Origin of the sequence: Kitasatospora sp. NPDC002040 (assembly GCF_040296785.1) — a bacterium.
GTDB lineage: Bacteria > Actinomycetota > Actinomycetes > Streptomycetales > Streptomycetaceae > Kitasatospora.
In genome coordinates, this window is the sequence record NZ_JBEOXV010000004.1 from 206,804 (window position 1) to 231,718 (window position 24,915).

Sequence of the window (24,915 nt, forward strand, 5' to 3'; positions counted from 1 at the left end):
GGCTGTTGGATCGGCCGGGCGGCGGAGGCCGGGCCCGGGGGTGGTCAGGCCTGCGAGCGGCGGCGACGCGAGGCGACGACAGCGCCTGCACCCAGCAGCACGGCCGCACCACCGGCGACGGCGAGCTGCCCCAGCGGGGCGGTCGGGCCGGTGGCGGCCAGCGCGCCGGCCGTGACCTGGCCGTCCGTCGTGGCGGCCGGGGCCGGGGTGGCCGTCGTACCGGTGGTGACCGAGACGGGGGCCACGGTGGTACCCGTGGACTTGCCCTGGGCAGCCTCGGCCGCGGCCTTCGCGGCGGCCTCGTCCTTGGCGCGGGCCACGTACTGCCCCTCCTCCAGGAACTTGCGGACGTCCTCGATGCTGCCGGCCATCGCCGCGTTGGCGGCCTTCCGCACCTCGGGGCCGCCGCGCGACATGATCTGGCTGAGCAGGATCCGGGCGTCGTGCTCGGCGGCGTTCTTGATGCCCACCTTGAGGAACTGCTCGACGTCCGCAGCCGTACCCGCGAGCGCCTTCTGCGCCCCCTCGCGGACGGTCGATCCGGTGTTCGGGTCGTCGATGATCCGCTGCAGCTCGGCCCGGTTCTCGTCCTCCGCCCGCGCGACGAACTGACCGACCTTCAGGAACTCCCGCACGTCCTCGATCGTGCCGGACATCGCGGCGTTGGCCGCCTTCCGCACCGCCGGGCCGCCGCGCGACATGATCTGGCTGAGCAGGACCCGGTCGTCGCTCTCGGCGGCGTTCTTGATACCCACCTTGAGGAACCGCTCGACGTCCGCAGCCGTACCCGCGAGCGCCTTCTGCGCCCCCTCCCGCACGCCCGGACCGGTGCTCGGGTCGTCGATGATCCGCTGCAGCTCGGCCCGGTTCTCGTCCTCCGCCCGCGCGACGAACTGACCGACCTTCAGGAAGGCGCGGAACAGCTCGAGATCGTTCGACTCGAAGGCGGTGACGCCGGCCTTGTGCACGGCCGGACCGCCGGAGGACATGATGCGCACGATCGCGACCTGCGCGTCGTCCTGGCGGATCTTGTCCAGCTCCGACGCGAGGAACCGCGCCCGGTCCGCCGGGGTACCGGCGAGCACCTCGGCCACCCGCCCGCGGAGGAAGTTGCTCGGCTCCGTGAGCAGGTAGTCGTTGGGGTAGACGAGCACCCGCTCGATCCTCTCCCGGTTCTCCTGGTCCGCCTTGGCCTCGGCCGGATCGGTCTGCTCCTGCCCGACCGGCGTGCTGTCGGCGAACGCCGGAGTGGCGCCCATCGCGACGGGTGCGGCGGCGGTGGCAAGGAGAACGGCTGCGGCAATCGAACGACGGATCTTCAACGGTCCCCCGGGGTCTGAACACGGATGCGCCCCACCACGCCGGAACGGCGGTGGGCCGAATGATCGTACAGTGACGAAACCTCGCTGCCGAACACACATTCGCCACATCCGGGCACCCGCCCGTCAGTGCCGGTCGAGGGCCGCGCTGCTCCAGGGTGTGCTCCTCCTCGACGAATCCCGACGGACCGCATGCTGTCCGCTCCCGAGGCTCCTCCGGCGGGGCTCACAGCCCCCGCCCTCACCGTTTGAGGTCGAAGTTCCGCCGGTGAAACAGCGCGGCCGCCACCGGGTAACACCCTCGGATCAAGCTCGTCGGCATGACAGCAAGCGATGACCGAGTGGTCGTGGTCGGCGGCGGGATGGCCGGTCACCGGCTGGCCCAGCAGCTCGCCCGGCCCGGCGGCCGCGAGGTGCTGCTGCTCGCCGAGGAGGAGCACCGCCCGTACAACCGGGTGCTGCTCGCCGAGGTGCTGGCCGGACGGTACGCGCCGGAGGTCGCCGAGCTGGCCGAGCTGCCGGCCGCGGTCGAACGGCGCCGGGCCCGGGTGGTGCGGATCGACCGCGAGCAGCGGCGGGTGCTGTGCGACGACGGCTCGGAACTCGGCTACGGCGACCTGGTACTGGCCACCGGGAGCAACCCGCTGCTGCCCCCGCTGCGCGGCCTGTTCGACGACTCGCTGGCCGGCCGCGAGCGGCACGAGCTGCCGGCCGGCGTCTTCGCCTTCCGCACCATGGCGGACTGCGCCGACATCGACGCCCGGCTGCCGGTGGTCCGGCAGGCGGTCGTGGTCGGCGGCGGACTGCTCGGGGTGAGCGCCGCCCGGGCGCTGGCCGCCCGCGGCCTCCCGGTGGTGCTGGCCCACCAGGGCGAGCACCTGATGGAGCGCCACCTCGACCCGGAGGCGGCCGAGCTGCTCCGGGCCCACCTGACCGAGCTGGGCGTCGAGGTGCACACCGAGTGCCGGGTCCGCTCGGTGCTCACCGCCGACCGCGCCGTCACCGGGGTCGAACTCGCCGACGGCTTCCGGCTGGACGCCGAGCTGCTGGTCATCGCGGTCGGCGTCCGCCCCAGGACCGGGCTGGCCCAGGCCGCCGGACTGGCCGTCCGCCGGGGCGTGCTGGTCGACGACCGGCTCCGCACCGAGGACCCGCACGTCTTCGCGCTGGGCGACTGCGCCGAGCACGACGGCACCGTCTACGGCCTGGCGGGCCCCGCCTTCGAGCAGGCCGACGCACTGGCCCAGGTGCTCACCGGCCGTCCTGCGGCCTACCGCGGCAGCCGGCTGCTCACCCGCCTCACCCTGGCCGCCGCGCCCGGCCGGGGCCCGCTGGACATCGCCGCCTTCGGCGTCACCGAACCGAGCCCCGAGGACCGGGTGGTGCGCCTCGCGGACGCCGCCCGGGGCAGCTACCGCAAGGTGATCGTCCGCACCGACCCGGCCGGCGGCGACCGCCTGGTCGGCGGCGTCCTGCTCGGCGACCTCGACACCGTCGGCGGTCTCGCGCACACCTGGGAGGGCGACGAGGCCCTTCTGACCCATCCGCTCCACCTGCTCACCACCCGGAGCACAACCCCCGGAGGGCCGTCCCGATGACCACCACCACCAAGCCCACCGTCGTCCTGGTCGGCTACGGCATGGTCGGCCACCGCTTCCTGGAAGCCCTGGCCGACACCGGCGCCGCCGACCGCTTCCGCGTCGTCGTGCTCGCCGAGGAGCCCCGCCCGGCCTACGACCGGGTCGGGCTGACCTCGTACTTCGCCGGGAGGACCCCGGAGGACCTGCTGCTCGGCGAGCCCGGCTTCCTGGACGCGCACGGCTTCGAGCTGCACCTGGACTCCCCGGTCACCGAGATCGACCGGGCCGGACGGACCGTCACCACCGCCGCCGGGCACACCGTGGCGTACGACACCCTGGTGCTGGCCACCGGCTCGTACCCCTTCGTCCCGCCGGTCGAGGGCCGGGAGGCGGACGGCTGCTTCGTCTACCGCACCATCGAGGACCTGCACGCCATCGAGGCGTACGCGGCCAACGCCAAGGTCGGCGCGGTGGTCGGCGGCGGGCTGCTCGGGCTGGAGGCGGCCGGTGCGCTCAAGGGCCTCGGCCTGGAGACCCACGTGGTCGAGTTCGCCCCGCGCCTGATGCCGGTCCAGGTGGACGACGGCGGCGGCGAGGCGCTGCGGCGCACCATCGAGGACATGGGCGTGGTGGTGCACACGGGGGTCGGCACCAAGACCATCGTGGTCACCGACGGCGCCGCCAGCGGGATGACCTTCACCAACGGCGAGCAGATCGAGACCGACCTGGTGGTCTTCTCCGCCGGGGTCCGCCCGCGCGACCAGCTGGCCCGGGACTGCGGCCTGACGGTCGGTGAGCGCGGCGGCATCGCGGTCAACGCACTCTGCCGGACCTCCGACGAGGCCGTCTACGCGATCGGCGAGTGCGCCCTGGCGGTCGACGGCCGGGTCTACGGCCTGGTCGCCCCCGGCTACGAGATGGCCACCACGGTGGCGCAGCAGCTCGCCGGGCAGACCGCCAAGGAGTTCACCGGGGCCGACCTCTCCACCAAGCTCAAGCTGCTCGGCGTGGACGTGGCCAGCTTCGGCGACGCCTTCGCCACCACCCCGGGCGCGCTCGACGTGGTCTACTCCGACTCCCGCTCCGGCATCTACAAGAAGCTGGTGGTCACCCCCGAGGGCGCCCTGCTCGGCGGCATCCTGATCGGCGACGCCGAGGCGTACTCCTCGCTCCGCCCGCTGGCCGGCACCGGCACCCCGCTGCCCGTCCCGGCCGAGTCCCTGGTGCTGCCCGCCGGGCTGGGCGCACCGGTCTCGCTCGGCAGCTCGGCCCTGCCCGACGACGCGGTGGTCTGCAACTGCCACAACGTCACCAAGGGCGCCGTCCGGGCCGCGGTGACGGACCACCAGTGCACCACGGTGCCCGAGGTGAAGAAGTGCACCAAGGCGGGCACCGGCTGCGGCTCCTGCCTGAAGCTGCTCTCCACCCTGGTCACCGACGAGCTGGAGGCGAGCGGCGTCGAGGTCGACAAGGGCCTCTGCCCCTGCTTCGCGCACACCCGGGCCGAGCTGTACGAGATCGTCCGGGTGAAGCGGATCGCGACCCACCGCCGACTGCTCGCCGAGCACGGCCGGCTGGCGGGCGAGGGCTGCGAGGTCTGCAAGCCCACCGTCGGCTCGATCATCGCCTCGCTGGCCCCCGAGCTGGCCGCCTCCGGGCACATCCTGGACGGCGAGCAGGCCGCGCTCCAGGACACCAACGACCACTTCCTGGCCAACCTCCAGCGCAACGGCTCCTATTCGGTCGTCCCGCGCATCCCCGGCGGCGAGATCACCCCCGAGAAGCTGATCGTGATCGGCGAGGTGGCCCGCGACTTCGGGCTCTACACCAAGATCACCGGCGGCCAGCGGATCGACCTGTTCGGCGCCGCCGTGGACCAGCTGCCGCTGATCTGGGCCCGGCTGGTGGCGGCCGGCTTCGAGTCGGGACACGCGTACGGAAAGTCCCTGCGCACCGTCAAGTCCTGTGTCGGGTCCACCTGGTGCCGCTACGGCGTGCAGGACTCGGTGGCGATGGCGATCCACCTGGAGCTGCGCTACCGGGGCCTGCGCTCGCCGCACAAGCTCAAGTCGGCGGTCTCCGGCTGCGCCCGCGAGTGCGCCGAGGCCCGGGGCAAGGACTTCGGCGTGATCGCCACCTCGAACGGCTGGAACCTGTACGTCGGCGGCAACGGCGGTGCCACCCCCCGGCACGCCGACCTGCTGGCCCAGGACCTCACCGACGAGGAACTGATCCGGCTGATCGACCGCTTCCTGATGTTCTACATCCGCACCGCCGACCGGCTGGAGCGCACCTCCGCCTGGCTGGAGCGGATCGACGGCGGCCTGGAGCACGTCCGGCAGGTGGTGGTCGAGGACTCGCTCGGCCTGGCCGCCGACCTGGAGGCGCTGATGGCCCGTCACGTCACCGACTACCAGGACGAGTGGGCCGCCACCCTGGCCGACCAGGACCGGCTGCAGCGCTTCGTCTCCTTCGTCAACGCCCCCGGCGTGCCGGACCCGAGCATCCGCTTCACCCCCGAGCGCGACCAGGTCAAGCCCGACCTCGGCGTGCTCACCACCGCCGAGGACCTGCTCGCCACCCTCTCCGCCGACCTCCTGGAGATCCGATGACCACCGTCACCGCCACCGCCCGGGTCGAACTGCAGACCACCGAGGGCTGGGTCCCGGTCTGCGACCGCACCCGCCTCACCCCGGGCCGGGGAGTCGCCGTCCTGCTCCCGGACGGCAGCCAGGCCGCCGTCTTCACCGACCGGCAGGGCCGGATCTACTCGGTCGCCAACCGGGACCCGTTCACCGGCGCGTACGTGCTCTCCCGGGGCCTGCTCGGCTCCACCCCCGAGGGCCGGGTCTACGTCGCCTCCCCGCTGCTCAAGCAGCGGTTCGACCTCGACACCGGCCAGTGCCTGGACGACCCGGCGGTCACCATCGCCGTGCACGCCGCCCGGGTGGCCTGACCAGACCCCGGTGGCCGCGGACAACGCCCTGATCCGCGGCCACCGGCCCGGCCGTCACGGCCGGGCGAGCTCCGCCAGCACCGCTGCCGCCACCCCGCGCTGACCGGCGGCGTTGGGGTGCACCGGGGACAGGCCCGGGGCGGGCTGCGGTGGTTCGATCCACCGGGTGTCCACGGGGGCGCACATGTCGCGGCCCGCCGCGACGGTGTCCACGAACCGGGCGCCGGCCGCCTGCGCCCGGCGCTTCAGCTCCGCGTTCAACTCCTCGAACTTCCCCACCAGGTACCGCAGGTCACCCGCCGCGACGCTGAAGCCGAAGGCCTTGGTGCAGCCCGCCGGATCGACCGGGAGCAGCGCCGGGTAGCCGACCACGAGGACCCGGGCCGCCGGGGCCCGCCGCTTCGTCTCGGCCAGCACCGCGCCGACCCGCTCCCCCGCGGTGGCGATCCGCCCGGTCACCTCGTCCGTGCCGTCCTTCGCCGCGAAGACCGACCGGCAGTCCGTCCGGGTCAGCCCGGCCATCGCGCAGCGCGACAGCACCTCCAGGAAGCCGACGTCGTTGCCCCCGATGCCGACCGTCACCAGCCTGGTGCCGGTGGAGAGGGCGTCCAGCTGCGGCGGGTTCGAGCCGCCGGTCACCCGCTGGGCCGCCGTCAGGTCGGCCGTGGTGGCCGAGCTGCAGCTGGCGTCGGTGAACCCGGTGACCTTCAGCTCCTCGGCCACCAGCGCCGGGTAGTTGACCGTCGACCGGTGGCACCCGGCGGGGGTGCCGGCCTCCGGCGCGATCCCCAGCCCCGAGGTGTACGAGTCCCCCAGGGCCACGTACGGACCGGCCGCCGGGGGCGTCACCACCGCCGGGGCGGCGGCCGGGCCGGCCGGGGCCGGCGAAGGCGTCCCGGTGCAGCCCGCGAGCAGCGCGAGACCCAGCAGGCCGGTCACGGCCCACCGGGTCGGTGCGGGGCCCGGCACTACTCGGCGCCGCGCTCGTGCTCGGCCAGGAACTCCTCGAACCGGCGGCCCAGCTCGTCCGCCGACGGCAGGTCGCTGCTCTCCGCGAGCAGGCTCTCCCGGCCCTCGGCCCCGGCCACCGCGTCGTACTGGCTCTCCATGCCCCGGATGGCCGAGCCGAGCTCGCCGTCGCCCTGGGCCAGCTGCTCCTCGATGTCGGCGTACACCTCGCCGATCCGGTCCCGCAGCTCGGTGCCCGGGAGCACCAGGCCGCTGGCGGACTGCACCGCCTCCAGGATCAGCACGGCGGCGGCGGGGTAGGGCGAGCGGGCCACGTAGTGCGGCACGTGCACCGCGAAGCCCAGCACGTCGTGGCCGGACTCGGCGAGCCGGTACTCCAGCAGGGCCTGGGCGCTGCCCGGCACCTGGGCCTGGTCGAACCACTTCGGGTAGTCGGCCGCCAGGTCGAGCCGGGTGCCGTGCGGGGTGAGCCCGACCGGACGGGTGTGCGGGACGCCCATCGGGATGCCGTGGAAGTCGATCGCCAGCCGCACCTCGAAGCGGTCCACCAGCTCCCGTACGGCGGTCGCGAACAGCTCCCACTCGGTGTCCGGCTCCGGGCCCGTGATCAGCAGGAACGGCGTACCGACCGAGTCCCGGACCAGCTGCAGCAGGATCTCCGGCGGGTCGTACGACGTCCAGCGCTCGCGGTCGAAGGTCATCGCGGGGCGCCGGGCCCGGTAGTCCACCAGGCGGTCGTGGTCGAACCGGGCGACCACCTGCGGCGAGCCGTGCTCCAGCAGGTGGGAGACCACCTGGCCGCCCGCCTCGCCCGCGTCCATGAAGCCCTCGAAGTGGTACAGCAGCACCAGCCCGGCGGCGTCCGCCCCGGCCTCGGCCCGCGCTGCGAGCAGCGCGTCCACGCCCTGCTGCTCCAGCCGGTACAGCTCCTTGGCATCACGCACCGCGCACCCAACCCCGTCCGTCTAGTCGTTCGTGTCGTCGCTCAGTCCAGCACGCCCGGCACCGTCGGAATTCCCACTCTGCCGGGCCGCTGGTGTCCGCGCGTGGCGAACGTCCGAGAATCATCGCACCCCGGTACGAAACCGCAGGTGAGGGCCCTGTCGGCGGGCGTGCGACCCGGGCGGGGGCGCGCGGCCGGAGACCGGCTTCCACGGATGACGCGCCGTGAAGTGACGCATAGCCTCCGGGCGGGTATCGTCCTCTCGCTGCCTCGCATCGCCGCGTCGTCGTCACGTCGTTCGTCACGCCGTCGTCCCGACCCGGCCCGGTGCGGTCAGCCCCCCACATCGCACCTTGCCTTCACTTGGCCGCCTGTTTCTCTTCGCGCTCTCTTACCTTCTTCGGCCATCTCGCGGACGCATACTGTCCCCTCGCTCATCCCTCGCCGGACCGGCCCCGTGGTTCCGTGTCCGTTCCGGCAACGCGCTGCCCGTTCCCGGGCTGTCGCCGACCCTCCGTACCGCCGGGCGTCTCCGGCGTACGCGCAGGTCGGAGCAGTCGTCGGGGCCGGGGCGAAAAAGTCCCCTGCCCGAGCGCCGCCCCACGGTGCCAGGGCTCCTACGACTTCCGAAGGACCGAAGGTTCCGTGCCCGTACCCGTCACCCTCATCGGCCGCTCCGTGCGGCTGGAGCCTCTCGCCGAGCACCACGCCGAGGCACTCGCCGAAGCAGGCGCCGAGGACCGTACGACCTACGCCTTCACCCCCGTCCCGCACGGCCTCGAAGCCGCCCGGGACTACATCGGGCGGGCGCTCGCCGACCAGGCCGCCGGCCGGTCGCTGCCGTTCGCCACGGTGGCGGTGGCGGACAACCGGGTGGTGGGCTCCACCCGGTTCCTCGAACTCGACTACTGGCAGGGCCCGGTGGTCTGGCCGCCGGTCCCCGGCGTGCCGTACGGCGACCCGGCGGCGGCCGTGCCGGACGCGGCCGAGATCGGCGCCACCTGGCTGTCCGCCCGGGCCCAGGGCACCGGGATCAACACCGAGGCCAAGCTGCTGATGCTCCGGTACGCCTTCGACCACTGGGGCGTGCGGCGGATCTCGCTCCGGGCCGACGCCCGCAACCTGCGCTCGCGGTCGGCGATCGAGCGGCTCGGCGCCACCTCCGAGGGCGTCCGCCGGGCCCACTCGCGCGGCCTGGACGGGGTGGTCCGCTCGACCGCCTTCTACTCGATCCTGGACGAGGAGTGGCCCGCCGTCCGCGACATCGTGGAGCTGCGGATCGCCGCCGCCACCTCGCCGAGCGCACCGGACCGGGCCCTCTCCCAGGAGTGCCTCAGACACGGCGCGCCCCTGATCACCGCGTAGGGCCGGACCTGGTCCGGCGGCGGGCCAGCTCCCGGGTCTCCACCGGGAGTTCGGCCACGTCGACCAGCTTCGGCAGCAGCTCCGGCTCGGTGGTCAGGGCCCGGAAGGTCTCCGCGACCGTCAGGTCGTGGGCCGGGCGGTACTCGACCGTGACCCGGTCCCCGGCCCTGATCACGCCGGGCTCCAGCACCCGCAGGTAGGCGCCGGGCAGCGCCCGCTGGGTGAAGCGCTTCACCCAGCGCTGCTCCTCCAGCCAGTCGGCGAAGGTGGAGCAGGGCACCCGGGGCACCGACACCTCCAGCAGCACCTGGTCCCCGACCCGCCAGCGCTCCCCGATCAGCGCGTCGTCGACCTGGACGCCGCGGGTGGTCAGGTTCTCGCCGAAGCAGCCGTCGGCCAGCTCCCGGCCGAGCTCCTGCTCCCACCCGTCCAGTGCCTCCCGGGCGTACGCGTACACCGCCTGCTCGTCGCCGCCGTGGTTGACGCCGTCGAACACCGCGTCCCCGGCCAGGCCGGAGCCGACCGTCCCGCCGGGCGCCCGGACCTCCACCGGGCGATCGGTCGGCCGCTTGTCGATTCCGGTCTGCCCGGCCTCCGGCTTGGCCGGGTTGGGGCGCGGGTGGGCGAGGTTGACGGAGCGTAGATGTCCCATGGTGCGCAGCGTACGACCGCCGCTCGCCCACCCGCAGCCCGATTACCGCTCCGGTCCACCGCTCCCGGCCGACCCGGTCCGGGCCCAGCCGGGCAGCGGTTCGGTGGCGGCCAGCCAGGCGGCCGGGATGCCGGCGCTGCCGGTCCGGGCGGCGACGATGCCGCCGACGATCGCGGCCGTGGTGTCCACGTCCCCGCCGGCCGAGACGGTCTCCCAGAGCGCGGCCTCGAAGTCGGCCGGGTTCCGGGCCGCCGCCCAGAGCGCGAACGGGACGGTGTCGGCGGCGCTGGTCCGGCTGCCGTTGCCGAGCACCTGCGCCGCGGTGCGGTGGTCCGGCTCGCCGAGCAGCTCGATCGCCTCGCCGATCCCCGCGTGCACCGCCCCGGGCGGGGTCAGCCGCCGAACGGCCGTCAGGAACGCGGCGGGGTCGGTGCGTTCGGTCCTGGCCCGGACCGCGTACGCGGCCGCCACCGCGACGGCGACCGCCCCGGCCACGCCCTGCGGGTGGGTGTGCGTGATCACGGCACTGACCGTGGCGGGCCCGACCACGGCGGCCGGGTCGGCGGCGAAGGCCGCCCCGAGCGGGGCCACCCGCATCGCGGCGCCGTTGCCGAACGAGCCCTGCCCGTCGAAGAGTCCGGCCGCCAGCGCCCGGGCGTCCCCGCCCTCGCGGATCAGCCGGAGCAGCCGGTTGGCCGCCGGGCCGTAGCCCCGGTCGAAGTCGTGCCGCTCGGCGAAGGACCGGGTCAGCTCAGCCTGGTCGAGCGCCCCGCGCCCGGTCCAGCAGGCGTACACGGAGCAGGCCATCTCGGTGTCGTCGGTCCACGGCCATGGTGCGGGCGGGAGTTGACGGTGGATCAGGGCCGGCCGGTTGGCCGGGACGAAGAACTGGGCGCCGAAGGCGTCCCCGACAGAGAGGCCCAGCAGGGCCTGGTAGGAGGGAGTCATTGCCCCCGATCCTGCCAGGCCCGCAGGTCAGCGGTCGAGGAATTCCCGGACGGCCGTGACGAAGCCGGTCGAGTCGCCGACCCAGGGGAAGTGGCCGGTGCCGGGGACGACCGCGGTCTCGGAGTTGGCCAGGGCGGCGGCGGTCTCGGCGGCCCGGGCCGGGGTGGGGCCGCCGTCGTACTGGGCGGCCAGGACCAGGACGGGGGCGGTGAAGGCGGCCAGTGCCGCACGGGTGGCGGCCGGGTCGAAGGCGCCGTCGGTACCGAAGATCTGGGCGGCCCCGTCGTTGCGCTGGCCCTCCTCCAGGGCGGCGTGCGCCTGTTCGGCCGCACCCCAGCGGCCGTAGATCACCGGGGCGATGGCCTCGAAGTCGAAGACGCCCTGAAGGGTGGCCTCCAGCGCGGCCAGGGCGGCCGGCTGCCAGGGCCGGTCGGCCAGCAGTGCGGCGGCCTCGGCCCGGTCCTCGGGGGTGAACGAGATGCCCAGCGCCCGGGTGCTCGGGGTGGCCAGGACCAGCCTGGAGACCCGGCCGGGGTGGCGGGCGGCGTACTGGAGGGCCAGGTTGGCCCCGGCGGAGTGGGCGAGCAGGTCGAAGGTCTCAAGGCCGAGGTGGGCCCGGAGACCTTCGACGTCCTCCACCTGCCGGTCGCACCGGTAGCTCAACTGGTCGGACGGGACGCCGGAGGAGCCGGTGCCGCGCAGGTCGAGCCGGACCAGGGTGCGGTGGGCGTCGAGCCCGCCGAGGTCACCGAGGTACTCGGAGGCCCGCATCGGCCCGCCGGGCAGGCAGACCAGCGGCGCACCGCGCCCGAATCGCCGGTAGCTCAACTCGGTGCCGTCGGGAGCGGAGAAGGTAGGCATGTGCAGATCATCTCCGCCCCGGCCGCCCGGGACAACCGGGCGTCGCGCCGGTTCAGCGGTCCAGGAACTCCCGGACGGCCGCGACGAAGGCGGCCGGTTCGCCGACCCAGGGGAAGTGCCCGATCGCGGGCAGCACCGCGGCACCGCCCTTCGGGAAGGCCTCGGCGATCCGCGCCGCGAGGGCCGGGTTCGGGCTGCCGTCGTACTCGCCCGCCAGCACCAGGACCGGCGCGGTCAGCGCGGCCAGCGCGGCCCGGGTGGCGGCGGGGTCGAAGGCGCCGTCCGCGTAGTAGGGGGCGAGGAGTTCGGGGTGGGCCTGGGTGGCGCGGTCGGCCACGTGCTGCCGTTCGGCCGCGCCCCAGCGGCCGTAGATCAGCGGGGCGAAGGCCTCGAAGTCGAAGACGCCCTGCCGGGTGGCCTCCAGCGCGGCGAGCGCGGCCGGGTGCCACGGCTGACCGGCCGTCAGCGCGGCGGCCCCGGCCCGGTCGGCCGGCCCCTCCGCCAGCCCCAGCGAACCCGCCGCGGGCGTGACCAGCACCAGCCGGGCCACCCGGTCCGGGTACCGGGCCGCGTACAGCACCGCGAGGTCGGCGGCGGCGGAGTGGGCGAGCAGGTCGAAGGTCTCCATGCCGAGGTGGGCCCGGAGTGCCTCGACGTCCTCCACCTGCCGGTCGCACCGGTAGCTCGACCGGTCGGACGGGACCCCGGAGGACCCGGTGCCGCGGAGATCGAGCCGGACCAGGGTGCGGTGGGCGTCGAGCCCGCCGAGGTCGCCGAAGTACGCGGAGGCCCGCATCGGCCCCCCGGGCAGGCAGACCAGCGGCGCACCGCTGCCGCTCGGGTGGTAGGCGAGTGAGGTTCCGTCAGGGGCGGAGAGAGTGGGCATGCCCCGATCCTCTCCGTCCCCGCCCGTTCGGGCAAAGCGGTTTGAGCGGTGGTCAGACGCCCTCGGCCGCTGCGGCCTCCGCCGCGCTGGCCAGCTGCTGGAGCGCGGCCAGGTGGCCGGAGAGTGCGGCCCGACCGGCCCGACTGGCGGCCAGCCAGGTGCGCGGGCGCTTGCCCACGTACCCCTTCTTGACCTTGACGTACCCGAGCTCGTCCAGCACGGCGGCGGTCTTGCTGAGCACCGAGTCGGAGACCTGGCAGTAGTCCCGGACGGCGGAGAACTCCGCCTCCTGACAGCCCGACAGGAAGGCCAGCACCGTCAGCCGGGTGGGGTGGTGCAGGTTCGGGTCCAGGCCGGTCACCGGCCGCCCTCCGGGTAGGCGCGCAGGATCTGCCGGTTGATCCGCCGCGCGGCCAGCCAGAACACCCCGCCCGCCGCACCGCCCGCGACCAGGCCGACCAGCAGCAGCGGCAGCCCGGCCCACCAGCCGAGCGCGCCGAGGCCGAACTCGATCGAGGCCACCACCAGCACGGTGGCCAGGGCCAGCCGCCAGACGCCCGGCATCGGGCGCTTGGCCACCCCGCCGGCCCGGCTCGCCGCCCCGGCCAGGGCGCCGATGAGCGGTCCTGCCATCGCGTAGCCGATGATCAGCAGCCACTCCAGGTCGAACTGGAGCGCCGCCCCGATCACCAGCCCCTGCGCCAGGAACACGGCCCCGATCCCGGGCCCGTACCAGTCCGGCATCGGCACCGGCCGCTCGGCGGCGGCCTGCGCGCGGCCCGCCAGTGCGAGCGCTTCGGCGGGTGTGAGTGATTCGTCCATGGAGTCCCCCCTGGGATCGGCAAGTGCTTCCATGGTGGCATCTACTTTCCTGTTTGGAAAGTAGTTTCTCAGCACCGGTCGTCGATCTCCGCGAAGGTGTCGTAGTGGTCCGGGGTCCAGTACTGCTCCCCCGCCGCCCCGGTGACGACCCGTCGGGCGCCCCGGGTCGGCGAGCCCGGGGTGACCACGGTGTACTCGTGGTAGTAGCCGCCGCTCTTCATCCGGGGCAGCCGCCCCTCCCGGTTCTCGAACACGATCCCGTCCGAGCGGTAGGGGTACGGGCCGCCCTTGGCGATCAGCGCGAGGGTGTCCCTGGCCTGGACCGGGAGCCCGGTCCGGCAGACGTCGGCGTACGCGGTGCTGGTCGGCACCCAGCCGCTCGGCGCGGCGGTGGTCGGACCGGCCGCGGCCCGCCCTCCCGAGGAACAGCCGGCCAGCGCGAGCAGCAGCAGGACGACGGGCAGGCAGCGGTGCTTCATCCGCCCAGCTTGCCGGGCGGACCGGGCGCCGGGCCCGCAAAACGCCGCCGGGGCCGGTACGGACGCCATTGTCCGTACCGGCCCCGGCTGCTCACGCACGGCGGCTCTCCTGCGCCGAGCTCCGCCGTACGCCCCCTCGACGTTGGTCGGGTCCGAGGGGGAATGCGGTCAGCGACCTGACCGCGCTGATTCGTGTCAGCGCGAGTCGCTTCCCGCGGTCTCGAGGGCGGCGCGGCCTGCCTCCAGGCGCGCCACCGGGATCCGGAAGGGGGAGCAGGACACGTAGTCCAGGCCCACCTCGTGGAAGAAGTGCACCGAGTCCGGGTCACCGCCGTGCTCGCCGCAGACGCCGAGCTTGAGGTCCGGACGGGTGGCCCGGCCGGCCTCGACGGCGGACTTGACCAGCGCGCCGACACCGTCCCGGTCGATGGTCTCGAACGGGCTGACGCCGAAGATGCCCTTCTCCAGGTAGGCCGTGAAGAACGAGGCCTCCACGTCGTCCCGGGAGAAGCCCCAGACGGTCTGGGTCAGGTCGTTGGTGCCGAACGAGAAGAACTCGGCGGCCTCGGCGATCTGACCGGCGGTCAGGGCGGCCCGGGGCAGCTCGATCATCGTGCCCAGCTTGATGTCCAGCGACACCCCGGTGGAGGAGGCGACCTCGGCCAGCACCCGCTCGCACTCGTCCCGGACCAGCTCCAGCTCCTGCACGGTGCCGACCAGCGGGATCATCACCTCGGGGCGCGGGTCGCCGCCGGCCAGCTTGCGCTCGGCCGCGGCCTCCGCGATCGCCCGCACCTGCATCCCGAACAGGCCGGGGATGACCAGGCCGAGCCGGACGCCGCGCAGACCCAGCATCGGGTTCTGCTCGTGCAGCTTGTGCACCGCCTGGAGCAGCCGCAGGTCGTTCTCGTTCGGGTCCTTGCGGGCCTCGGCGAGGGCGACTCGGACCGACAGCTCGGTGATGTCCGGGAGGAACTCGTGCAGCGGCGGGTCGAGCAGGCGCACCGTCACCGGGAGCCCGTCCATCGACTGGAACAGCTCCAGGAAGTCGCCCTTCTGCAGCGGCATCAGGGTGGAGAGCGCCAGCTCCCGGTCCTTGTCGTTGTCCGCCAGGATCAGGTGCTCGACCTCCTTGCGGCGCTCCTCACCGAGGAACATGTGCTCGGTGCGGCACAGGCCGATGCCCTGGGCGCCGTAGCGGCGGGCGCGGTTGGCGTCGTCGGCGTTGTCGGCGTTGGCGCGCACCGCGAGCCGGCGGCGGACGTCGGCGTGCGCCATCAGGCGGTGCACGGCCTGGACCAGACCGCCCTGGACGTCGGCGCCGGCGTGCAGGGTGCCCTCGAAGTACTCGACCACCGGGGACGGCAGCACCGGTACCTCGCCGAGGTAGACCTTGCCGTTGGCGCCGTCGATCGAGACCAGGTCGCCCTCCTCGATCACCAGGCCGTCGGAGGTGGTCATCCGGCGGCGCTTGGTGTCGACCTCGAGCTCCTCGGCACCGCAGACACAGGTCTTGCCCATGCCGCGGGCCACCACGGCCGCGTGCGAGGTCTTGCCGCCGCGCGAGGTGAGGATGCCCTCGGCCGCGATCATGCCCTCGAGGTCGTCCGGGTTGGTCTCCCGGCGGACCAGGATCACCTTCTCGCCGGAGCGGGACCACTTGACGGCGGTGTAGGAGTCGAAGACCACCTTGCCGACCGCCGCGCCGGGCGAGGCCGCGATGCCCCAGGAGATCTGCTTGGACTCGGCGTTCGGGGCGAACCGCGGGAACATCAGCTGGGAGAGCTGACCACCCGTCACCCGGTGCAGCGCCTCGTCCAGGTCGATCAGGCCCTGGTCGACCAGCTGGACCGCGATCCGGAACGCGGCGGCGGCGGTGCGCTTGCCGATCCGGGTCTGCAGCATCCAGAGCTTGCCGCGCTCGATGGTGAACTCGATGTCGCACAGGTCGCGGTAGTGCAGTTCGAGCTTCTGCATGATCGCCATCAGCTCGTCGTACGACTTCTTGTCGAGCTGCTCCAGGTCGGCCAGCTGGAGGGTGTTGCGGATGCCCGCCACCACGTCCTCGCCCTGGGCGTTGGAGAGGTAGTCGCCGTAGACGCCGACCGCACCGGTGGAGGGGTCGCGGGTGAACGCGACACCGGTGCCGGAGTCCTCGCCGAGGTTGCCGAAGACCATCGAGCAGATGTTGACCGCCGTGCCCAGGTCGTTCGGGATCCGCTCCTGCCGGCGGTAGAGCCGGGCCCGGTCGCCGTTCCAGGAGTGGAAGACGGCGTGGACCGCGAGATCCATCTGCTCGCGCGGCTCCTGCGGGAAGTCGCGCCCGGTCTCCCGGAGCACGATCCCCTTGAAGGTCTCGACCAGCGCCTTGAGGTCGTCCGCGGTGAGGTCGAGGTCGTCCTCGGTGCCCTTGGCCCGCTTGGCCTCGTCGAGCGCCTCCTCGAACAGCTCGCCGTCCACGCCCAGCACGGTCTTGCCGAACATCTGGACCAGGCGGCGGTAGGAGTCCCAGGCGAAGCGCTCGTTGCCGGACTGCGCGGCCAGGCCGAGCACCGAGGTGTCGGAGAGGCCGATGTTCAGCACCGTGTCCATCATGCCGGGCATGGAGAACTTGGCCCCGGAGCGGACCGAGACGAGCAGCGGGTCGTCGGCCTGGCCGAGCTGCTTGCCCATCTCGGCCTCGAGCGACTCCAGGTGGCTGCTGATCTCCTGGTGCAGCGAGGAGGGCTCGCTGCCGGTCTCCAGGAAGACCTTGCAGGCCTCGGTGGTGATGGTGAATCCCGGAGGGACGGGGAGACCCAGGTTGGTCATCTCGGCGAGGTTCGCACCCTTCCCGCCGAGAAGGTCCTTGAGGTCCTTGTTTCCTTCAGTGAAGGAGTAAACAAACTTCTGCTGGGACGGCACGGGTCTGTCTCCTCGCACGGGGTTGCCCTGACGCCGGAGAACATACCCATTTCGAAGGCGCTGTCGCGCCCCCATCAGGCCGTACAAGCCTGGGAGCGGCGGCGGACCCAACAGATCGAATGCCCGCACAGGCGTTCACCTCTGTTGCTGAAATCGTCCGGCTGACGCTAGCAATGCTTCAAGTATTGAAGACAACGAAACCCGAAGATCACATGAACCGGACGGAGAGTAGCGGCAGATCGCCTGCCATGTTGCCCCGGTTTGATTTCCTGCAGCCAGTCGGGCGGTTCGGCCCCGGGGCCCTTCGGGAAGCGTTCCACCCCTCCGGGCCCGGCCCGACCCACCTGACTGGCCGTCAGTAGCCACGGTATGTGGCCAGCGTCACGGGCGCATCTCAGCCGACGGGCGTACTCCGTTCGGAGACTTCGTCACCTTGTGTCGACTCGCGGACGCCTTCCGTCACCGGAATCTGCCACAAAGGAGCCCCCTTGGCCAGGTTGTCCAAGAGGGGTCGGCCGGGGCGGCCTGTGCGCCTTTGCGGCCTACTTGGCCACTTCGTAGTGCTCAGCCGCCGGAGGTGTCCGATTCGGCGTCATCGGTGGGGCGGGCACAGTCGTACGGATCGTCCAACCAGCCCTCGGGCAGTACCACCCGGTTGTTGCCACTGGTCCGGCCGCGCGGACCGTCCGCGCTCTCCGGCCAGAGCTGGGTCTGCTCGACCTGGGCCAGGGTCCCGCTGAGTTCGGCCAGTGAACTCGACATCGCCAGCTTCACCCGGAGCTCGGAGCCGACCGAGAAGCCCTTGGTGTACCAGGCGACGTGCTTGCGGAAGTCCACCACGCCGCGCGCCTCGTCCCCCATCCACTCGCCCAGCAGCTCGGCGTGGCGCACCATCGCCCGGGCCACATCCGCGAAGGCCGGCCGGGCGTAGTCGACCTCGCCCTCGAAGATCTGCACCAGGTCCTTGAACAGCCACGGCCGCCCCAGGCAACCCCGGCCGACCACCACCCCGTCGCAGCCGGTCTCGCGCATCATCCGGATCGCGTCCTCGGCGGCCCAGATGTCGCCGTTGCCGAGCACCGGCACGTGCGCCGGAACGGACTCGCGCAGGCGCGCGATCGCCGACCAGTCGGCGGTGCCGCCGTAGTGCTGGGCGGCCGTGCGGCCGTGCAGCGCGATCGCCGAGACGCCCTCCTCGGCGCCGATCCGCCCGGCGTCCAGGTAGGTCAGGTGCTCGTCGTTGATGCCCTTGCGCATCTTCATGGTGACCGGCAGGTCACCCGCGTTGGCCACCGCCTCGCGCAGGATCTCGCGCAGCAGGTTCCGCTTGTACGGCAGCGCCGAGCCGCCGCCCTTGCGGGTCACCTTGGGCACCGGGCAGCCGAAGTTGAGGTCGATGTGGTCGGCCAGGCCCTCGTCCGCGATCATCCGGGCGGCCTTGCCGACCGTGACCGGGTCGATCCCGTACAGCTGGATCGAGCGCGGCTTCTCGCTCGGGTCGAAGTGGATCAGCTGCATGGTCTTGGCGTTCCGCTCCACCAGTGCCCTGGTGGTGATCATCTCGCTCACGTACAGGCCCTTGCCGCCGCTCTGCTCGCGGCACAGGGTGCGGAACGGCGCGTTGGTGATCCCGGCCATCGGTGCCAGCACCACGGGCGGCCAGACCTGGAGCGGACCGATGTTCAACGGCGAGAACTCGGACGTCTGGGCAACGGAGGCGGTCGTCATGGCGCGGCAGGTCCTCGGTGGTCGGCGGACGGACTCTTCATTGTCCCCCACCCGGCGGAACGCCGGGATCGTGCGCGGCCTCCAGCCGGAGCAGCAGCTCCCGGCTCTCCTCGTCCCTCGGCGTGTAGGTGACCAGCCGGGTGCTGGGGCGGGGGCCGAGCCAGAGGCTGGTGTACTCGAAGCCGATCAGCCCGGCGCCGGGGACCAGGAACCGCTTGACCCCGTTGCCCGGCTCGGCCACCTCGTGCCGCTGCCAGATCTCCTCGAACTCCGGCGAGGCGGTGCGCAGCCGGTGCAGCAGGGTCTTCCAGGCCGGCTCGGCCCCGTGGTCCGCCATCACGGCCCGGAACCGGGCGACCATCCCCTGCCGGTCCGTCTCCCGGTCCACCAGCCGCCGGCCGAAGGTGCCGCCGGTGAAGGCCAGCCACATCAGGTTCCGGTCCTCGTACGGCAGCTCCTCCAGGTCGCCGGCCAGCCAGGTGTAGGCGTGGTTGAAGGCCAGCACGTCGTACCTGCTGTTGAGCACCGCGGCCGGGTACGGCGTCATCCGGTCCAGCAGCAGCCGGACCGCCGGGGTGACGGTGGGGCAGTCCGCCCGGGCCACCGGGTCCTCGGCGCCCGCCAGCACGAACAGGTGGGACCGCTCGGTCGGGTCCAGCTGCAGCGCGCGGGCGACCGCGTCCAGCACCTGGGCCGAGACCTGGATGTCGCGCCCCTGCTCCAACCACGTGTACCAGGTCACCCCGACCGCCGAGAGCTGGGCCACCTCCTCCCGGCGCAGCCCCGGGGTCCGGCGCCGGCCGACGGCGGGCAGGCCGACCTGTTCGGGAGAGATCCGTTCGCGGCGGCTGCGCAGGAAGGCGGCCAGCTGGGTGCGGCGGGTGGCAGTGGTCAGCATGGGTACCAGGATGCCGTTCCCCTTGTCCTGTTGCCAGGTGGTGCTGATACCCGGATAAACACTGTCTGGTACCAGGCTGCGGCCGACGGCAGGGTGGTCGACGTGACCCACCTGCTGACACGCCCCCGCCTCGCCCCGCCCCGCTCCGCGCGCTCCGCCGCCGGACTCTCCACCGCCGGACTCGCCACCGTCCTGCTCGGGGCCTTCCTCCCCTCCCTCGACTTCTTCATCGTCAACGTCGCCCTCCCGACCATCGGGCACGACCTCGCCGCCGGGCCCGCCGTGCTGGAGCTGATCGCCGCCGGGTACGGCATCACCTTCGCCGTCCTGCTGGTGCTCGGCGGCCGGCTGGGCGACGCGGTCGGCCGCCGCCGGCTCTTCCTGTACGGCGCCGCCGCCTTCGCCCTCACCTCGCTGGTCTGCGGCCTGGCCCCGAACGCCTGGAGCCTGGTGGCGGGGCGGGCCGCGCAGGGCGCGGCCGCCGCGCTGCTGATCCCCCAGGTGCTCGCCACCATCACCGCCGCCACCGACGGCCACCGACGGGCCCGGGCACTGAGTGTGTACGGGGCCGTGGGCGGGCTCGCGGTGGTGATCGGACAGGTGCTCGGCGGGATGCTGGTCGCGGCCGACCTGTTCGGCACCGGCTGGCGCTCTGTCTTCCTGCTGAACGTCCCGTTCGCCCTGCTGGCCGTCCTGCTGGCGCTCCGTCACGTCCCCGAGAACCGGGCCGAGCGCGCCACCGGCGTCGACCTGCCCGGCACCGCGCTGCTGACGGCCGGCCTGCTCTCGCTCTTCGTCCCGCTGATGGAGGGCCGGGCGCTCGGGTGGCCGGTGTGGTGCTGGGCGCTGCTGGCCGCCTTCCCGTTCCTCGCGTCGGCCTTCGTCCTGGTCGAGCTGCGCACCGAGCGGGCCGGGGCGGTGCCGCTGCTCCCCTTCTCCCTGCTCCGGCTGCCGGAGATGCGGCGCGGCCTGGGGATCGCGCTCCCCTACTTCGCGGGGTTCGGCGGCTTCATGTTCGTGATCGCCGTGCTGCTCCAGCAGGGCCTGGAGCTGGGGCCGGTGACGGCGGGTCTGGCGCTGGTCCCGATGGCGGTCGGCTACTTCTGCGCCTCCCTGTCCGGGCCCCGGTTGATCGGCCGGTTCGGCAGCCGCGTGATCACCGTCGGCGCGGTGGTCCAGGCCGTCGGCCTCACCACCCTCGCCGGCACCGCCCTGACCGCCGGCCTCACCCCGGTCCTGATGATCCCCGGCGTGGCCCTGGCCGGTATCGGCCAGGGCCTGATCGGGACCCCGCTGTTCCGGGTCGTCCTCTCCCGCGTCCCCGCCGCCCGCGCGGGCGTCGGCAGCGGCGTCCTCGCCACCACCCAGCAGTCCAGCCTCGCCCTGGGCGTCGCCACCCTCGGCACCCTCTACCTAACCCTGGCCCCGTCGCTCGGCTACGCCCGGGCCCTCGCGGTGGTGCTGGCGCTGCAGGTCGGCGGCTCGGCGGCGGTGCTGCTGCTCAGCCTGCGGCTGCCCCGCTCGGTGGCGTGAGCGGGGCGGCCGTCAGGGTGCGGGCGTCGGGGTGCCGTTCGGGTGCCGTCAGAGAGCGGCGACCTGGACGGTCTTGCTCACGGCCTTCTCCCACTGCGGCGTGTTGCTGAACGAGGCGCGCCAGAAGCCCGCCCCGGTCTTCGCCACGGTGGCCGAGAACGCGTAGCCCTGCCCGTTCCAGGTGGCCGACGGCGCGGTGGCCACGGTGCTCCAACCGCCCTTGCCGGTGGCGGAGTACTGGATGTCGACGGCGATGGTGCCGGGCGTCATGTGGCCGTCGAAGGCCATCCTGCCGGTGACCTCGACGCTCGCGGCGTCGGTACGGGTCGCGGCGAACTCCTGGAACGCGGCCGGCTGCACCACGGTGATCTCGCTGCTCGCGCTGGACCCGGCCAGGAAGACGTCGTCGCTCGACCAGCCGGAGCTGATCGTGTAGTTGTTCCAGAGCGGGGCGGTGGCGGGGAAACGCACGGTGCCGTTGGCGTCGGTGGTCAACTGGACGTAGTCCGGGAAGGAGTTGGAGCCGAGCCGCTTCCCGGCCAGCGGCTGCCAGCCGGTCGGCGACTTCCACAGCAGCGTGGAGTCGGTCGACTCGACCACCCCCTTGAACGGGACCTTCCGGGTGCTCGGTGTCTGCACCACCTTGGTCGGGGTCTGCTTGATGGTGATCGGGAACTCGCGCGACCGGGACTGGCTGTAGAAGATGTGGCCGGGGTCGTACTCGAAGGACGCCACGATGGAGTTCTGGTAGATGTCGGTGACCGGAAGCGTCGCGGTGAACCCGCCGTCCACCCCGGTCGTGACCTCGGCGTACTCCATCCGGGAGTTGACCGCGACGGTCAGCCCGCCCATCGGCGTGACGACGCCCGAGCCGGGCCACTGGCCCATCAGGTGGCCGCTGATGGTGACCGACCGGTGGTCGTAGTCGACCGTCGTCCGGTCGACCTTGGCGTCCTTGAGGTTGGTCTGCACCGAGTAGTAGAAGTAGCCGACCCCGGTGGCGGTCAGCGTGTCCCCGCCCGCGTCGGTGGCGGTGACGTCGATCCGGTAGCTGCCCAGGGCCGGCAACTGGATCCGTCCGACGTTGCTCCAGGTCCCGTCCTCGGCGGTGCCGGAGGTCAGCTCGAACCGGGTCAGGGTGGTGGAGACCTCGGAGTCGGCCATCGAGTAGAGGCTGACCCGGATGTCCTTCACCGCGCTCGGAGCGGTCAGCCCCAGCACCAGCTTGCCGTTGTTGGACCAGTCGTTGTGCGCCTCCCGGACGGTCACGCCCGGGCCGGACTCCGCCTGTGCGGCGGTCGTACCGGACAGCAGCAGACCACCCGTCAGCAGTACCGCGGTCAAACCCGTCGCCGTACGACGAAATGCCATGAACTCTCTCCCCCTGTCGATCGACTGACCCTCCGTCTGATCGTGATCAGCAGGCGGACGTTATCAACGCCCCCGTCGCCGCTCAAACGGATTTTCGATCACCCGCACGGAGCGTGAGCAGGGTGATCTCGCTCGGGGCGAAGACCCGGAACGGCGGGCCCCAGAAGCCGGTGCCCCGGCTGGTGTAGAGCCGGGTCCGCTCCCCGTGGCGGCTCAGGCCGTGCACCACCGGCTGGTCGAGCCGGACCAGGAAGTTGAACGGCCAGATCTGCCCGCCGTGGGTGTGTCCGGAGATCTGCAGGTCGATGCCGGCCGCGGCGGCCTGCGGGACGAACTTGGGCTGGTGGGCGACCAGCAGGACCGGGTGCTGCCGGTCCGCCCCCGCCAGCGCGCCGAGCAGGTTCGCCCGGTGCCCGGTCAGGCCGGAGGACTCCGCGGTCACGTCGTCCACCCCCGCGAGGACGAGGCTGTCGCCGCCGCGCTCCACCAGGACGTGGCGGTTGTGCAGCGCTTCCCAGCCCAGCTCCGCCATCCGGTCCAGCCAGCCCTGGGCCTCCGAGGAGTACTCGTGGTTCCCGGTCACGTAGACCTTGGCCAGTCGGGCCCGGACCTTCCCCAACGGGGCGGACTGCTCCCGGCGTTGGGCCGGCGTGCCGTCGGCGATGTCCCCGGCGTGCACCACCACGTCCGGGTCCAGGGCGTTGACCGCCTCGGTGACCCGGGCCGACCAGGCCGCCCGGTCGATCGGTCCGTAGTGGGTGTCGGCCAGCACCACGACCCGGGTCCCGTCGAGGCCCGCACCGAGCCGGGGGAGGTGGACGTCCAGCCGCCTGACCCGGGGCACCCGCATGGCCTCGTGGTGGCCCCAGGCCAGCAGCCCGGCGGACAGCCCGGCGACCACCCCCGCCACCGCCCTGGCCCGGCCGGTGCCGCCGAGGTCGAGGCCGGCCGCGACCAGGTTCACCAGGCCGCCCAGGACGGACCAGGTGAACAGCACCCAGATCACCCCCAGGCCGGTGTCCGCCACCCGGGCCGCCCGGTCGGACCGTCGCGGCCCGTGGCCCGCGACCATCAGGAACGGGAAGGAGACCAGCCAGCCGGCGAACAGGACCGTGCCGACCGCGGACACCGGGAACGGCCAGTGGGTGCCGGAACCGAACAGCGTCCACCACGGCGGGAGCCAGAGCGCGAGCAGGACCAGCAGCACCACGGCCAAGCGCCGGAGCGGGGAGCGCCGGGCCCGCCGCCCGTTGCCGTCCGGTCGGGGGGCCGGCTCCGACCGGATGGATTCGCTGTCCGTCACCGCATCGCTCCTCAGGTTCGCCGACCCGTCAATCATGCGGTACCCGGGGGCAGTCGGGGTCGGCGGGCCCCGACCCTGTGAGCCGGGGTCACAGGATGATTCGCTGTCTGGCTGGCCCGGGGCGGGCGGCCCAGGCTGGAGCCTCCGTGTACGTGACAGCGAGAGCAGTGAGGGCCCATGACCACCGTCTCCGAGGCACCACCCGCGACCTTCGACCGGCTCCGGTACGCGGGGGTGTTCGTGCTGCTGTTCCTGTTCGGCACCGAGACCTTCCTGATCTCGCCGCTGCTGCCGACCATCGCCGAGTCGATCGCGGTGAGCGAGTCGGCCGCGGCGGCGAGCGTGACGGCGTACGTGCTGGTGTACGCGGTGTTCGCGCCGTTCCTGGGGCTGTTGAGCGACCGGTTCGGGCGGCGGCGGGCGCTGGTGGCGGGGACGGTGCTGTTCGTGCTGTCGAACGCCGGGGCCGCGCTGTCGACCGACCTGACCACGCTGGTGCTGTCGCGGGGGCTGGCCGGGCTGGCGGCCGCGGCGGCCGGACCGGCCATCTGGGCGCACATCGCCGAGACCGCGCCAGACGCGGTGCGGGGGCGGGCGCTGGGGCTGGGGATGGCGCTGTTCTCGACCGGGCAGGTGCTCGGGGTCCCGCTGGGCGGGCTGCTGGCGGGTGCGGCGGGATGGCGGTCGGCGTTCTGGGCGCTGACGGCCGGAACCGCGCTGGCCGTACCGCTGCTGCTGCGTCAGGTACCGGCGCAGGACGGCACGAAGAGCGGCGGGGGCGGCTCGGTCGGCGCGCTGCTGGCCGGCTGGCGGGACCCGGCGCTGCGGCGGGCACTGCTGGTGAACACCGCGTTCAACGCGGCCAACCTCGGCGCGTTCACCTTCCTCGGCGCGGTGCTGGTGCAGCGGTTCGACCTGTCGGTGGAGGCGCTCGGCCTGGTCGGCATCCTGGTCGGTGCGGGCAGCATCGCCGGTTCGCTGCTCGGCGGCCGGCTCGGTGACCGGGCCAGGGCGGCCGGTCGGCACAACCTGCCGCTGCTGCCCGTGTGGGGCGTGCTGCTGGCGGCGGGGATCGCGCTGACGGTGCAGGGCCCGGGCCTGGTGGTGGCGTTGGCGGGCGTGGTGGTCTGGTTCGTCGCCAGCGGCGGGTTCGTGACGGACCAGCAGACGCTGGCCGGGACGGTCGCACCGGAGCTGCGGGCCACCTCCAGCGCCTGGCTGACCTCCACGATGTACGCGGGGACCGGGCTGGGCGCGTGGGCGGTCGGTTCGTTCGGCGACGTCTCGGACGGGACCCTGGCGGTCGGTACCGTGCTGGCGCTGGTCGCGGCGCTCGGCGGGCTGCTGGTCAGTGTCACGCTGCGCCGTCCGCAGACCGACTGAACCGCCGTGACGCCG

Annotated in this window: 21 protein-coding genes; 6 read left to right on the forward strand and 15 right to left on the reverse strand. The window is 73.2% G+C overall.

The window, feature by feature from the left end; genetic code table 11:
- Positions 1 to 44: 44 nt before the first annotated feature.
- Positions 45 to 1,322 (reverse strand): ALF repeat-containing protein, encoded by a 1,278-nt coding sequence (locus ABT118_RS14045; RefSeq protein WP_350668208.1) that lies wholly within the window; start codon positions 1,320 to 1,322, stop codon positions 45 to 47.
- Positions 1,323 to 1,639: 317 nt separating this feature from the next.
- Between ABT118_RS14045 and ABT118_RS14050 the strand changes: the two genes are divergently transcribed.
- Genes ABT118_RS14050 through nirD form a run of 3 tightly spaced genes read left to right on the forward strand, consistent with a single transcriptional unit; the run spans position 1,640 to position 5,855 of the window.
- Complete coding sequence (locus ABT118_RS14050; protein ID WP_350668213.1) at positions 1,640 to 2,917, forward strand: NAD(P)/FAD-dependent oxidoreductase; 1,278 nt, start codon at positions 1,640 to 1,642, stop codon at positions 2,915 to 2,917.
- Entirely contained in the window at positions 2,914 to 5,511 is a 2,598-nt protein-coding gene (nirB, locus tag ABT118_RS14055) for a nitrite reductase large subunit NirB (RefSeq protein WP_350668218.1), read from the forward strand. The genes ABT118_RS14050 and nirB overlap by 4 nt, the downstream gene beginning before the upstream one ends.
- Positions 5,508 to 5,855 (forward strand): nitrite reductase small subunit NirD, encoded by a 348-nt coding sequence (nirD, locus tag ABT118_RS14060; RefSeq protein WP_350668223.1) that lies wholly within the window; start codon positions 5,508 to 5,510, stop codon positions 5,853 to 5,855. The genes nirB and nirD overlap by 4 nt, the downstream gene beginning before the upstream one ends.
- A 54-nt stretch (positions 5,856 to 5,909) precedes the next feature.
- On the opposite strand, the gene ABT118_RS14065 is transcribed toward nirD, so the two are convergent.
- Both ABT118_RS14065 and ABT118_RS14070 read right to left on the reverse strand, forming a co-directional pair.
- Positions 5,910 to 6,794 (reverse strand): SGNH/GDSL hydrolase family protein, encoded by an 885-nt coding sequence (locus tag ABT118_RS14065; RefSeq protein WP_350668228.1) that lies wholly within the window; start codon positions 6,792 to 6,794, stop codon positions 5,910 to 5,912.
- 29 nt (positions 6,795 to 6,823) lie between these two features.
- Positions 6,824 to 7,768 (reverse strand): PAC2 family protein, encoded by a 945-nt coding sequence (locus tag ABT118_RS14070; protein ID WP_350668231.1) that lies wholly within the window; start codon positions 7,766 to 7,768, stop codon positions 6,824 to 6,826.
- Positions 7,769 to 8,412: 644 nt separating this feature from the next.
- On the opposite strand from ABT118_RS14070, the gene ABT118_RS14075 reads away from it, so the two are divergent.
- Positions 8,413 to 9,132, forward strand: a complete 720-nt coding sequence (locus ABT118_RS14075) for a GNAT family N-acetyltransferase (protein ID WP_350668234.1) — start codon at positions 8,413 to 8,415, stop codon at positions 9,130 to 9,132.
- Here ABT118_RS14075 and ABT118_RS14080 read toward each other — a convergent pair.
- From ABT118_RS14080 to ABT118_RS14125, 10 genes are all read right to left on the reverse strand, one after another.
- Entirely contained in the window at positions 9,122 to 9,784 is a 663-nt protein-coding gene (locus ABT118_RS14080; RefSeq protein ID WP_350668239.1) for an MOSC domain-containing protein, read from the reverse strand. The two genes, ABT118_RS14075 and ABT118_RS14080, sit on opposite strands and share 11 nt — an antisense overlap.
- A 42-nt stretch (positions 9,785 to 9,826) precedes the next feature.
- Positions 9,827 to 10,732, reverse strand: coding sequence for an ADP-ribosylglycohydrolase family protein (locus ABT118_RS14085; RefSeq protein WP_350668246.1), 906 nt, complete (start codon positions 10,730 to 10,732; stop codon positions 9,827 to 9,829).
- Positions 10,733 to 10,759: 27 nt separating this feature from the next.
- Complete coding sequence (locus tag ABT118_RS14090; RefSeq protein ID WP_350668251.1) at positions 10,760 to 11,593, reverse strand: alpha/beta fold hydrolase; 834 nt, start codon at positions 11,591 to 11,593, stop codon at positions 10,760 to 10,762.
- A 52-nt stretch (positions 11,594 to 11,645) separates the two neighbouring features.
- Positions 11,646 to 12,479 (reverse strand): alpha/beta fold hydrolase, encoded by an 834-nt coding sequence (locus ABT118_RS14095; protein WP_350668255.1) that lies wholly within the window; start codon positions 12,477 to 12,479, stop codon positions 11,646 to 11,648.
- 52 nt (positions 12,480 to 12,531) lie between these two features.
- Positions 12,532 to 12,840, reverse strand: a complete 309-nt coding sequence (locus ABT118_RS14100; RefSeq protein ID WP_350668258.1) for a transcriptional regulator — start codon at positions 12,838 to 12,840, stop codon at positions 12,532 to 12,534.
- The gene (locus ABT118_RS14105; protein WP_350668261.1) at positions 12,837 to 13,301 is read right to left on the reverse strand and encodes a hypothetical protein; all 465 of its coding nucleotides are present in this window, start codon (positions 13,299 to 13,301) and stop codon (positions 12,837 to 12,839) included. The genes ABT118_RS14100 and ABT118_RS14105 overlap by 4 nt, the downstream gene beginning before the upstream one ends.
- A gap of 68 nt (positions 13,302 to 13,369) precedes the next feature.
- Positions 13,370 to 13,780, reverse strand: coding sequence for a guanyl-specific ribonuclease (locus ABT118_RS14110; protein WP_350668267.1), 411 nt, complete (start codon positions 13,778 to 13,780; stop codon positions 13,370 to 13,372).
- 195 nt (positions 13,781 to 13,975) lie between these two features.
- On the reverse strand, positions 13,976 to 16,759 hold the full coding sequence (gene ppdK, locus ABT118_RS14115; RefSeq protein WP_350668273.1) for a pyruvate, phosphate dikinase: 2,784 nt from the start codon (positions 16,757 to 16,759) through the stop codon (positions 13,976 to 13,978).
- A 489-nt stretch (positions 16,760 to 17,248) separates the two neighbouring features.
- Positions 17,249 to 18,412: a tRNA dihydrouridine synthase DusB gene (dusB, locus tag ABT118_RS14120; RefSeq protein WP_350668281.1), complete on the reverse strand. Its 1,164-nt coding sequence runs from the start codon at positions 18,410 to 18,412 to the stop codon at positions 17,249 to 17,251.
- A 37-nt stretch (positions 18,413 to 18,449) separates the two neighbouring features.
- Complete coding sequence (locus ABT118_RS14125) at positions 18,450 to 19,310, reverse strand: helix-turn-helix transcriptional regulator (RefSeq protein ID WP_350668285.1); 861 nt, start codon at positions 19,308 to 19,310, stop codon at positions 18,450 to 18,452.
- Positions 19,311 to 19,412: 102 nt separating this feature from the next.
- Between ABT118_RS14125 and ABT118_RS14130 the strand changes: the two genes are divergently transcribed.
- Entirely contained in the window at positions 19,413 to 20,843 is a 1,431-nt protein-coding gene (locus ABT118_RS14130) for an MFS transporter (RefSeq protein ID WP_502884545.1), read from the forward strand.
- 48 nt (positions 20,844 to 20,891) lie between these two features.
- On the opposite strand, the gene ABT118_RS14135 is transcribed toward ABT118_RS14130, so the two are convergent.
- Together ABT118_RS14135 and ABT118_RS14140 are read right to left on the reverse strand one after the other, a co-directional pair.
- Complete coding sequence (locus ABT118_RS14135; RefSeq protein ID WP_350668289.1) at positions 20,892 to 22,187, reverse strand: hypothetical protein; 1,296 nt, start codon at positions 22,185 to 22,187, stop codon at positions 20,892 to 20,894.
- A 109-nt stretch (positions 22,188 to 22,296) separates the two neighbouring features.
- Positions 22,297 to 23,517, reverse strand: a complete 1,221-nt coding sequence (locus ABT118_RS14140; protein WP_502884546.1) for a metallophosphoesterase — start codon at positions 23,515 to 23,517, stop codon at positions 22,297 to 22,299.
- A gap of 177 nt (positions 23,518 to 23,694) precedes the next feature.
- Here ABT118_RS14140 and ABT118_RS14145 point away from each other — a divergent pair, with 177 nt between their 5' ends.
- A complete protein-coding gene (locus ABT118_RS14145) occupies positions 23,695 to 24,900 on the forward strand; it encodes an MFS transporter (protein ID WP_350668295.1) in 1,206 nt (401 codons plus the stop codon).
- Positions 24,901 to 24,915: the final 15 nt, after the last annotated feature.

Excerpts from the sequence above, each read along its gene's own strand:
- ABT118_RS14050 (WP_350668213.1), top strand. The coding sequence starts at position 1,640 with ATGACAGCAAGCGATGACCGAGTGGTCGTGGTCGGCGGCGGGATGGCC.
- nirB (WP_350668218.1), top strand. The coding sequence starts at position 2,914 with ATGACCACCACCACCAAGCCCACCGTCGTCCTGGTCGGCTACGGCATG.
- nirD (WP_350668223.1), top strand. The coding sequence starts at position 5,508 with ATGACCACCGTCACCGCCACCGCCCGGGTCGAACTGCAGACCACCGAG.
- ABT118_RS14080 (WP_350668239.1), bottom strand. The coding sequence starts at position 9,784 with ATGGGACATCTACGCTCCGTCAACCTCGCCCACCCGCGCCCCAACCCG.
- ABT118_RS14085 (WP_350668246.1), bottom strand. The coding sequence starts at position 10,732 with ATGACTCCCTCCTACCAGGCCCTGCTGGGCCTCTCTGTCGGGGACGCC.
- ABT118_RS14090 (WP_350668251.1), bottom strand. The coding sequence starts at position 11,593 with ATGCCTACCTTCTCCGCTCCCGACGGCACCGAGTTGAGCTACCGGCGA.
- ABT118_RS14095 (WP_350668255.1), bottom strand. The coding sequence starts at position 12,479 with ATGCCCACTCTCTCCGCCCCTGACGGAACCTCACTCGCCTACCACCCG.
- ABT118_RS14105 (WP_350668261.1), bottom strand. The coding sequence starts at position 13,301 with ATGGACGAATCACTCACACCCGCCGAAGCGCTCGCACTGGCGGGCCGC.
- ABT118_RS14110 (WP_350668267.1), bottom strand. The coding sequence starts at position 13,780 with ATGAAGCACCGCTGCCTGCCCGTCGTCCTGCTGCTGCTCGCGCTGGCC.
- ppdK (WP_350668273.1), bottom strand. The coding sequence starts at position 16,759 with ATGGGGGCGCGACAGCGCCTTCGAAATGGGTATGTTCTCCGGCGTCAG.
- dusB (WP_350668281.1), bottom strand. The coding sequence starts at position 18,412 with ATGACGACCGCCTCCGTTGCCCAGACGTCCGAGTTCTCGCCGTTGAAC.
- ABT118_RS14125 (WP_350668285.1), bottom strand. The coding sequence starts at position 19,310 with ATGCTGACCACTGCCACCCGCCGCACCCAGCTGGCCGCCTTCCTGCGC.
- ABT118_RS14145 (WP_350668295.1), top strand. The coding sequence starts at position 23,695 with ATGACCACCGTCTCCGAGGCACCACCCGCGACCTTCGACCGGCTCCGG.